6 protein-coding genes are annotated in these 7399 nt (G+C 56.6%); 1 reads left to right on the forward strand and 5 read right to left on the reverse strand.

All coding sequences use genetic code 11. From position 1 onward, the window contains the following. Nucleotides 1–92 precede the first annotated feature (92 nt). From PEH01S_RS25010 to PEH01S_RS25025, 4 genes are all read right to left on the reverse strand, one after another. Nucleotides 93–1208 (reverse strand): UDP-N-acetylmuramoyl-tripeptide--D-alanyl-D-alanine ligase, encoded by a 1116-nt coding sequence (locus tag PEH01S_RS25010; protein ID WP_127488696.1) that lies wholly within the window; start codon nucleotides 1206–1208, stop codon nucleotides 93–95. A gap of 243 nt (nucleotides 1209–1451) precedes the next feature. Beyond that, nucleotides 1452–2063 (reverse strand): sulfite oxidase-like oxidoreductase, encoded by a 612-nt coding sequence (locus PEH01S_RS25015; RefSeq protein WP_127488698.1) that lies wholly within the window; start codon nucleotides 2061–2063, stop codon nucleotides 1452–1454. Nucleotides 2064–2173: 110 nt separating this feature from the next. Further along, a complete protein-coding gene (locus PEH01S_RS25020) occupies nucleotides 2174–4324 on the reverse strand; it encodes a PAS domain-containing protein (RefSeq protein WP_127488700.1) in 2151 nt (716 codons plus the stop codon). Nucleotides 4325–4369: 45 nt separating this feature from the next. Continuing rightward, nucleotides 4370–5329 (reverse strand): Gfo/Idh/MocA family protein, encoded by a 960-nt coding sequence (locus PEH01S_RS25025; RefSeq protein ID WP_127488702.1) that lies wholly within the window; start codon nucleotides 5327–5329, stop codon nucleotides 4370–4372. A gap of 182 nt (nucleotides 5330–5511) precedes the next feature. On the opposite strand from PEH01S_RS25025, the gene PEH01S_RS25030 reads away from it, so the two are divergent. Next, the gene (locus tag PEH01S_RS25030; protein ID WP_025849310.1) at nucleotides 5512–6102 is read left to right on the forward strand and encodes a hypothetical protein; all 591 of its coding nucleotides are present in this window, start codon (nucleotides 5512–5514) and stop codon (nucleotides 6100–6102) included. Between the two features lie 110 nt (nucleotides 6103–6212). Here the strand turns inward: PEH01S_RS25030 and PEH01S_RS25035 are convergent. Further along, nucleotides 6213–7399: leucyl aminopeptidase (locus PEH01S_RS25035; protein WP_246063061.1), on the reverse strand; the 1187-nt coding region annotated here is incomplete at its 5' end.

Here is a 7399-nt window from a genome sequence, read left to right on the forward strand (position 1 = left end):
AATGCGGTCATAGAAAAACCGGCGTCCGATACGAACGCCGGTCATTTCCCTTAAATTAAATTGCATGCATCAAAATCGCAGCGCTGTTCATTTCACGAATCGCCATTTTTGTAATAAGTTTGCTTTAGGTATGCTACGATTTTGTTCATGCCCATCTGATTTGACCCCTTGACAAGAATCGTCGTGCCCGGTTGTATAACTTGGGTTAATGCCTTGTGGAGCTGTGCCCTGGAGACGAAGCTGTGCAAGTTTTGGGTGGGAAAGCCTGCTTCTTTGGCCCCAGCGATAATCTGTGGGGCATTTTTTCCAATTGCGAATACATGGGTGATGTTTTTTCGTGCTGCATATCTTCCTATTTCTTTATGGCCCTTGACCGAATATGCGCCTAATTCCAGCATGGAACCCAGTACGGCAATTTTTTTCTTTTTGCCGGCAGCGGACAACACATCAAGAGCGGCTTTTACCGCATCCGGATTGGCACTGTAAGAATCATCGATTAATCTTATGCCTCTTCTCAAGCTGTATACGTACAGCCGTCTTTTTTGCTTTTCAAAGGTGTGGAGACCGTTCTGTATCTGTTGCGGTGCAAATCCCAAACGATGCGAAATGCCAATGGCAAATAACGCGTTATAAATATTGTGCCTTCCTAAAATCGGGATATAGAAACGGCGCTCTGTCCCGCCAAGCTTTACCCGGAATGTCGTTCCACGATTGGCGTTATGGATTTGAGACGCCCGGTAATCGGCTTTATTGCGGATTCCGATTCGCATGATGCGGCCCCTGAATCCCTTCGTTCGCAGCAGTTTGGAATGGCGGTCGTCGGCGTTTAGCCATAATGTCCCTGTCGATTTCATATAACGGATTAATTCCGACTTCGCCTTGGCCACACCTTGAATTCGGCCGCCAAAATTGCCGATATGGGCCCTTCCAATATTGGTGATAACCCCTATATTAGGACGAATATAGTGGCAGTGACGTTTGATGTTTCCGTAATACTGCATGCCATATTCCAAAACAACGGCACGGTGAACAGAACGGAGCAATTTTGCATGCCTTTTGGTGGCCGATATAGCATTTCTATTTTGGGGAGATTTGAAGATTTTCCAACGTTTCTTCAATATCGCGGCAATCATTTCTTTCGTTGTCGTTTTACCGGAGCTGCCGGTGACCGCAATGATCGGTCTGTACAGAATTGATTTTCCCTTCATATTCCCCGCCCACCGCCAATCGTAAAATGTTTCCCCAGAAATACTTATCCCTGGGTGATAACTTTTTACAATTAGTTTAAAGGATCGTTATTTTGTCCCAACAGGGGTACATGCCCGATTCATAAATTCAAGGCTGATTTAGGCTGCCGGCTTTCATAAAAAGAGTGTTCCAGGCGATTTCAGCCTAACGTAAAACCGGCACCTGGTCGTTACAGATGCCGGTCATTTCAGTGCTTGTGCCCGTCAATCAAAATCGTAGCGTTCCTCCTTGAAGGGATCGCCATACATATGATATCCGTTCCGCTCCCAAAAGCCGGGCTTGTCCTTTTCCATAAACTCGATGCCGCGCAGCCATTTGGCGCTTTTCCAGAAATACAGGTGCGGGACGACCGCGCGAACCGGATAGCCGTGCTCCGGCGAAAGCAGTACGCCGTTATGGCGGATACCGAAAAACGTCGTATCGCGCAGGAAATCCGCTAAAGGCAGGTTCGTGCTCCACCCGTGCTCGGCGTGCAGCATCACGTACCGCGCTTCCGGCTTCAGCTGAATCCGCTCCATCAGCGTGGCTACGGCTACGCCTTCCCAGACGTTGTCCAGCTTGGACCAGGTCGTGACGCAGTGGATGTCGTTGCGGAACTCCCGGCGCGGCAGCGCCAAAAATTCCTTATAGCTCAGCGTAAGCTCCTCGTCCACCAGCCCAAATAGGCGCAGATTCCATTTGCCCATGTCGTTGTAGTAAGGAATATCGCCATAGTGCAGCACCGGGAAGCCTTCCGTCACCTTCTGGCCGGGAGGCACGCGCTCCGGCGCAGATCCTCCCGCTTCAGGCTCCGGCCTTTTATCATCCGTCGTCATCAATTACGCCTCCTTTTCACGCTGCGTCTTTTCCTTATAGTATACCCGTAAAAAGGGGACTGGACATTGTTGTCTTACATCCGGCTTCTCCAGGAACCTTTCCCCGCCGGCTAACGGTGGAGGGGCAGCGTGACTTGTATCGTCGTGCCGACGCCCACCTCGCTGGCGATATGAATCCTGCCCTTGTGATGCTCGATAATTTTGTGGCTGACGAGCAGGCCGAGTCCCGTCCCCGCTTCTTTGGTCGAATAGAACGGCTCGCCAATCTGCCGCAGCTGCTCCTCCGTAATGCCGCAGCCCTGATCGGCGATGCAGACCAAAGCAAGTTTCTGCTCTGCGGCCTCCAAGCTTACGTCAATCATCCCCCCTCGGGGCATCGCATCAATGGCATTTTTCAGAAAGTTGACGAACACCTGCTTGATTTGATTCGGGTCGCAGCGGATCGGCAGCGGCTCGCTCGTTGTGGAGAAACGGATCTCGATATTAAGAAGCATCGCCTGTGCGCTGGTCAGCATTACGACATCCTGAACAAGCACGGCGAGGTCGGCGATTTTCATTTGGACGGCTTGCGGCTTGGCCAGCATCAGCAGCTCGCTGATGATCGTCTCGATTCGCTCCAGCTCCTCCTTCATGATCGGCAAATATTGCGAATAGCTATGCTCCGACCGGCCCATCAGCTGAACGAAGCCCTTGAGCGCCGTCAGCGGATTGCGGATTTCGTGAGCGACCCCTGCGGCGAGCTGTCCGGCGATCGTCAGCTTCTCGGACTTGAGCAGCAGCTCGTCCTTCCGCTTCTGCTCCGTAATGTCCTTGGCGATGATATAGCAGCCGACCTGCTTGCGGTTGACGTAGATCGGGGCCGGCGTTGCAAGCAAATAGGCCGGTTGTCCCGATTTGCGGACGATCTTCATCTCCATGCTGGACAAGGCGCCTTCGTGCATGATTTTATGGAGCAGCGTCTGTGCCCTCTCTTCTTCGGGGGCCAGCAAATCGGTAAAAGGCATGCCGATCAGCTCCAGCACGGAATAGCCGGTAATGGTTTCGGCCGCAGGATTGGCCGATGTCATAATCCCGCTCTTGTTCAGCGACACGATCGCGTCCAAATTATATTTTTTGAGCGACGTATACCGGTCCACGCTTTCTTCAAGCATTTGCAGCATCAGCTTCTGGCCCGTAATATCCTGGACCGTCCCGCTGATTCGAAGCGGTCTTCCGTTCGACGTCAATGTCGTCATGCTTTGCATCCGAATGAACTTGACGGTCCCGTCGCTCAGGACGATCCTGCTTTCCAACTGAATTTCGCGTCCGGCCAAAGCTTCCCGCATCGACTTCCGCACCGCCTCCCGGTCGTTCGGGTGGATGCGGGCCAGCAGCTCCTCGCACGTCACGCCCGCAAGCCGATCGGTTTGGAGAATGCGGCTCAGCTCGTCCGACCACAGCATCTTGCCGGTTAGCGCGTCCCATTCAAAGCTGCCCAAACGGGCGATGCGCTGCGATTGCGCCAGATTCTGCTCGCTATGGCGAAGCGCAGCCTGCGCCCGCTCCCGTTCGGAGACGTCCCGGCCGATATAGATCTCTTTAACCTGGGTTCCTTCCGGGTCGATAACCCGCTTCACGGAAAGTTCAAACCAGATGTAATACCCCTGCTTGTGGCGAACCCGGCAGATGAACGAATCGGATTCCCGAAAGGTTTGCTCCCCCAAGGACTCAAGGTCTTCCGGATGGATGAATTCGGAAGCGTGCTTTCCGATCAGCTCCTCCGGCTCGAAGCCAAGCTGGCGCTTGAGAGAAGCCGGCGAAACGAACTGCAGCACGCCGTCAATCCCGTAAGAGATGACGTCTCGGGCATGCTCCGAGACCATTTCGTACAGCTCCGCCGCTTGAAGCATCTTCGGCTCCTCAGGTTCCGGCCATTCTGATGCGTAAGCGCAGAAGCCGGCGTGCGCCCCGTCCTGGTCGCGAATGAGGATGACCTCGAGCTTTACCCGGACCGTGCCGCCGTCTTTGCGCAGGTAGCGTTTGACCACCGTGATCCGGGATGCGGCGCCCGGCTCAAGCAGCGGGGCAGCCGCTTCCTTGACACCCGGATCGTTAGGAGAAGTAAGCTGCTTCTCCTGCCGGTTCGCCAATTCGTCTTCGGTATAGCCCAGCAGACGGCCGAACGCCGGGTTGACCCTGACAAAATATCCTTCCGCCGAAATGAGCGCGATACCGCCGGGGGCATAGGTGAAGCTGTACTTGATCAGGGAATCCTGCTCCATGAAAGCAGACACCTCCTTCGACATGTCAACCTGACGCGGTCCCGCTCACTTCATCGGGAACAGCTTTTCCACCAGCCGGTGAGCCGGCAAGGTCCGGTCGGCGCGGATCGTACAGCGCGAAGGGTCCGCTATGCATTCCAAGAAATGCTCCACCGCAGCGGCAAACCCCCGGCGGTGCAGGATCGTATCCCAGCTTCCGAACGTTTGCTCTTGGGGGAATGCACCCGTTTTTCTCCATACGGCGGTTTCCATGTTCAGCACCTCAGCGGACCGGCCGCTTCCGTGCAGCTCCAGCTGTTCGAGATCGGCTCCCGCTTGGCGCACCATGCTGAATTGCGCCACCCCCGAGTCCTGCGAGGAAGATGCGGATGCGCCATGACCGAACGTCAAGGTTCCCGCTCCGAACAATAGCCTTCCTTCCCGATCGGTGCGCTGCCGGTACGACGCCACGTCAAAGGCATCCCCGCCAAGCCAAAGCAATAAATCGAGCATATGAATCAAATCGTCGTACAGCGTCTGCTTGGCACCGTGGCTTTGCAGCTTTGTCCGGTGCTTCGCCGCCGTAACCAGATCGAAGCCGCCCCCTTCCTCCATCCATCGCTTGGCCTGCACATACAGCGGCGCAAAGCGGCGGTTAAACCCGACGGCAAGCAGCAGCCCGCGCTCGGCGGCATAGGCCGCCATCCGTTCCGAGGCTGCGATGTCATAAGCCAGAGGCTTATCGACGTAAACGTGAATTCCCTCCTTTAAGCATGTCGTCACGATGGTATCGTGCGTTTCTGTCGGACTGTGGACAAATACCGCCTCCGGCTTGGCCTGACGAAGCATGTCCGTGAGGGAAGCATATCGTCCGGCGATCCGGTACTGTGCGCCGATTCGGTCTACAGTGGACATCGAACGGCTGGAAAGCCCTGCGATTTCGACTTTCTCGTTGGCGGATAACAGCGGCAAGTACACTTTTTGGGCGATATCTCCCAGCCCGATGATGCCTATTTTGCGTTTCATTCGGATGCCCCCCGATTCATAATTTGTTCATGTTACGTTTCGGCCGCCCCCCTTCCACAACCCTTACAAAAAATTGACAATTCGCGAACAGGCGGATCGCTTTCAAAGGCTGTGAAGGTTATGGTAAAATAGGAGTATCGGCTGTTTTTGAAAATGCCTGATCATCTGGGGGATTTACGTTCATGTTCAAATCAAACAAGTGGTTGCTCGTATTATCCGTTATTTTATTTATCGGTCTGCTTGGGCTCGCGGTTTACTATGAATCCATCGTATACTTGTATGCGGCCAGCGCGCTGCCGGTCGCGATCGTCATATTTTTGCCCGACTTGGGACGGCATCAATATATTCGCATGAAGCCGAAATCCGGGGTCCGGTTCGTAAAACAAACCATCGGCGGCGATCCGGTGCTGACCATCTCGTTCAAGCCCGGATTTATTCGTTGGAATCAAAGCCGCAAGCTGTATTTCCACTTAAACAGTATGGGGAATAGTGAATCTTCCGGGGCGACGGAAGCCAAAGCTGCGGGCGGCTCCGAAAGCACCGAAGCGGCGTTGGCCGTCCTTCCTTTTGACCTGTCCCTTCATCCCCGCAAGCAGGGATGGATCGGCATCGACCTTCCGCAATTAGCCGAGCGGACCCGCAGTCTGTCTTATACGACAGACGAAGTGTCGCGCCTGCTCATTCGGATGGCCGATTTGGAAGAAGCGGCGATGAAGGTAATGGTTACACCCGGCGCGGTCGCGGCGAACGAAGGCAACCAGCTTCAGGCGTAAGCTGCCGGACCGGCCGCCTCCCTGCATGATGGGATTGCAAAAAAAGCGGATTTCAAAGCGTACGCGACAGCGCCGCTGCGGAATCCGCTTTTTTTGCGTCTCGCTATGCTCTACCCGTTCAATACGGAATGGCACAAATAGCAGCCTAACGTGCGTACCATCGCCCCCGTACCGCCCAGCGGCTCCGTCCCCCGTTCGCTCCACAGCCATGCCGTGCCGCCGGTATCCAAATGCACCCACGGCGTCTCCCCGGCGAAAAAGCCGATAAACAATCCTGCCGTGATGCTGCCGGCCCAACGGTCGCGCGAGGTGGCGTTCCGGATATTGGCCGTTTGGCTCTTGAGCATATCATGATATTCCGGATAGTTCGGCAGAGGCCACACCTTTTCCCCCGCCCGCTTGGCGGCAGACAGCAGCTCCTGCAGCAGCGGCTCGTCATTCGCCACGGCCCCGGTCGCGACGTCGCCGAAGCAAACCAGCACCGCGCCGGTCAGCGTCGCCACATCGATCAGACGCGTCGCCCCGAGCGCCTTCGCATACAGCACACCGTCCGCCAGCACGATCCGCCCTTCGGCGTCCGTGTTGAGCACTTCGATCGTCTGGCCGTTCATCGCCGTAATGACGTCGCCCGGCTTAAAGGCCGAGCCGGAAGGCATATTCTCCGCAGCCGGAATGACGATCACCGCATTCACCGGCGGCTTGAGCCGGCCGAGCGCATGGATCAGACCGAGCAGCACCGCGGCTCCGCCCATGTCGCTGATCATCTCTTCCATGCCCTCCGGCTTCTTGAGCGAGATGCCGCCGGTATCGAAGGTGATGCCTTTGCCGACGAGGCCGATCACTTCGGCTCCCTCTTCCTCCGTTCCCCGGTAACGGACGGCAATCATGCGCGGCGGGTTCGCACTGCCCTTGCCGACGGCCTCCAGGCCGCCCATGCCCTGCTCGCGAATGCCGTGCTCGTCTAGCACGGTGCATTCCAGCCCATACCGGGCGGCCAAGGCCTGCGCTTCCCGCGCGAGCGTCTCCGGCACCAGATAGTTGCCGGGCAAGTTCGTGAGGTCGCGGGCATAATTCGTCGCCAGCGCCAGCGCTTCCGCGGCGAGGATGGCACGCTCGAGTCCCGCGAGCGTGTCCGGGCCCTCCGCCCTGCCGTGCAGCAGGGCGACTTCCTGCAGCGCGGGCGGCTGCGCCCCGCCTGCGGCGGCATAGCTCGGCATGCGGTACGCGCCGAGCCAGAGCCCTTCCGCGAGCGCTTGCGCCAGCTCGCGTGAGGCCGCGCGCCCGGCGCGCGGCAGCG

Origin of the sequence: Paenibacillus ehimensis NBRC 15659, from assembly GCF_004000785.1 — a bacterium.
Classification (GTDB): domain Bacteria; phylum Bacillota; class Bacilli; order Paenibacillales; family NBRC-103111; genus Paenibacillus_G; species Paenibacillus_G ehimensis.